The organism is Mycobacterium sp. TH-M11 (assembly GCF_057473725.1).
Window position 1 is genome coordinate 1 of record NZ_JBYCLD010000415.1, and the last position, 2,426, is coordinate 2,426.

At 67.8% G+C, this 2,426-nt stretch carries 3 protein-coding genes; 1 reads left to right on the forward strand and 2 read right to left on the reverse strand.

The genetic code is table 11. From position 1 onward, the window contains the following. Positions 1 to 98: hypothetical protein (locus AC2VOG_RS16335; RefSeq protein ID WP_486940915.1), on the reverse strand; the 98-nt coding region annotated here is incomplete at its 3' end. 24 nt (positions 99 to 122) lie between these two features. Continuing rightward, positions 123 to 908, reverse strand: a complete 786-nt coding sequence (locus AC2VOG_RS16340) for a 3'(2'),5'-bisphosphate nucleotidase CysQ (protein ID WP_486940913.1) — start codon at positions 906 to 908, stop codon at positions 123 to 125. A gap of 312 nt (positions 909 to 1,220) precedes the next feature. Here AC2VOG_RS16340 and AC2VOG_RS16345 point away from each other — a divergent pair, with 312 nt between their 5' ends. After that, on the forward strand, positions 1,221 to 2,417 hold the full coding sequence (locus tag AC2VOG_RS16345) for an IS30 family transposase (protein ID WP_486940914.1): 1,197 nt from the start codon (positions 1,221 to 1,223) through the stop codon (positions 2,415 to 2,417). Positions 2,418 to 2,426 lie beyond the last annotated feature (9 nt).

A 2,426-nucleotide genomic window follows, 5' to 3' on the forward strand; every position in this document is an offset into this window, starting at 1 on the left:
GACACCGGACGCACCTGCCGGTCGGCGGTGTCATAGAGGCGCAGCGCCGGGCCGCGCCCGGGCAGGACCGGAACGGCCGGCGCGGACCACGATTGCATGCCCACGACTTTAAGGCCCCTCCTCTAAAGGACCGTCCGCCGCATCGCGTCCAGCAGGATCGGCGCCACATCGGGCCGGCACATCAGCAGGTCGGGCAGGTAGGGGTCGGGGCGGTTGTAGCGCAACGGCGACCCGTCGATGCGCGAGGCATGCAGGCCCGCCGCCAACACCACACCGGCCGGGGCTGCCGAATCCCATTCCCACTGCCCGCCAGCGTGCAGGTAGGCGTCCACGTCGCCGCGCACCACGGCCATCGCCTTGGCGCCCGCCGAACCCATCAGCACCGGCTCCACCGGCAACACCTCGCGGATGAGCCGAACCACCGCCGGCATCCGCGACGCGCTGACCGCGACCCGAATGGGATTCGGAGTCTCGGTCGGTGCTGGGGCCCGGGTGACGGTGTCGGTGCGGAAGACCACGTTGCTTCGGTTGTCGTAGGCCGGCAGTGACACCGCGGCGTCGGTGATGGTGCCAGAGCCGTCGGGGCCGCCACGCTGCCACAGTGCGATGTGCACCGCCCAGTCGTCGCGCCCCGGTGTGGTGAATTCGCGGGTGCCGTCGAGCGGGTCGACAATCCAGACCCGGTCTGACCGCAGCCGGACCAGGTCGTCCGGCGATTCCTCGCTGAGCACCGCGTCGCCGGGACGCGCATCACGGAGCCTGCGGATGATCAGCTGGTTGGCTCGGCCGTCACCGGTGTCGCCGAGGTGCCAGGGTTGAGCGAAGCCCACCTCGTCACGCACCGCCAGCAAGAGCTTTCCGGCGTCGACTGCCAGTTCGGCGGCCAACGCCGCGTCGGTCAGCGTCACGTGTGGCAGTATCCCCGACGCCGGACGGGGCCGAATTCGCGAGTGTGAGGTTTGGTAGGCCGGTAGCGAGTCAGGCTCAAGTGATCGCTGCAACACCTGATCGAGAGGTGTTGGTGCGGTATGGGGTATCACGCGGGGTTTCGGGGCCGTGGTGATCGGCGGGTACCGGATTTTGTGTGGGAGAGGTTCTGGGAGTCGCTCGGGTCGGGTTTGTCACCGACGGCGGCGGCGACGGTAGCTGGGGTTTCGGGGGCGACGGGCCGGCAGTGGGCTAGGTCTGCGGGGTATCAGACCAAAACCAAGCACTACGGCTTGCGGTATTCGCAGCAGGTCAAGGACGCGTTCTGGGGTGCGCTGCGCGGTGGCGCGACTCCGAGACAGGCCGCGGTGAACGCCGGCGTGTCAGAACACACCTGCCGACGTTGGGTCCAACAGGCTGGGTATGTGCCCAGAACCCCTGTCCCGGCTGGTGTTGAACCCGAATGCGCGTCTGTGCCGCCGGTGATGACGTTTGTCGAACGCTGCCGCCTGGAGGATTTGCTCGAGGACGGCTACACCCAAGCCCAGGCAGCCGACCTGCTGGGCCGGGATCGCTCGACGATCCATCGGGAGGCTTGCCGGGGCGTGACCAGCCCTGGTCGGGTGTATCGCGCCCGCACCGGCCAGGACGCCGTCGACGCGGCCCGAGCACGCCCCAAGCTGCGCAAGCTGGAGACGAATCCGGCGCTGCTGGCCGAGGTTGTGCGACGCTTGAAACGGCGGCACAGCCCGCAACAGATTGCGGGCCGGCTGCGCGAGGATTTCCCCGACGATCCGGAGATGTGGGTGTCTCACGAAACCATCTACCAGGCCCTCTACGTCCAACCCCGCGGGGAGTTGGCCCGCCTCGTCAAAGAGGCATTGCGGACCGGGCGTACGCGACGTAAGCCTCAGGGCCGCAACACAACTGAAGGGCCCGGCAAGATCAAGGACATGGTCAATATCAGTGAGCGGCCGGCCGAGGCCGACGACCGTGCGATACCCGGGCATTGGGAAGGCGACTTGATCATCGGCAAGAACCAGGCCTCCCAGATCGCCACCCTGGTGGAGCGGACCACCGGCTTTGTCCTGCTGCTGCACCTGCCCGAGGACCGCCGCGCGGCCACCGTCGCCGATGCCATGACCGCAAAGATCTCTGATCTCCCCGAGGTACTGCGTCTATCGCTGGCCTGGGACCAGGGCAAAGAGATGGCGCTGCACACCAAGATCACCGAGGCTACCGGCCTGCCGATCTACTTCTGCGACCCGCACAGCCCCTGGCAGCGCGGCACCAACGAGAACACCAACGGACTGCTCCGCCAGTACTTCCCCAAAGGCACCGACCTGTCGTTCCACGGCCCCGGCATCCTCGACAACGTCGCCGCCGAACTCAACGCCCGACCCCGCAAACGCCTCGGCTGGCGCACCCCCGCCGAAGAACTCGACCGACTACTGTCAGACCCGTCCACGTTTGTTGCAGCGACCGCCTGAATCCAAGCG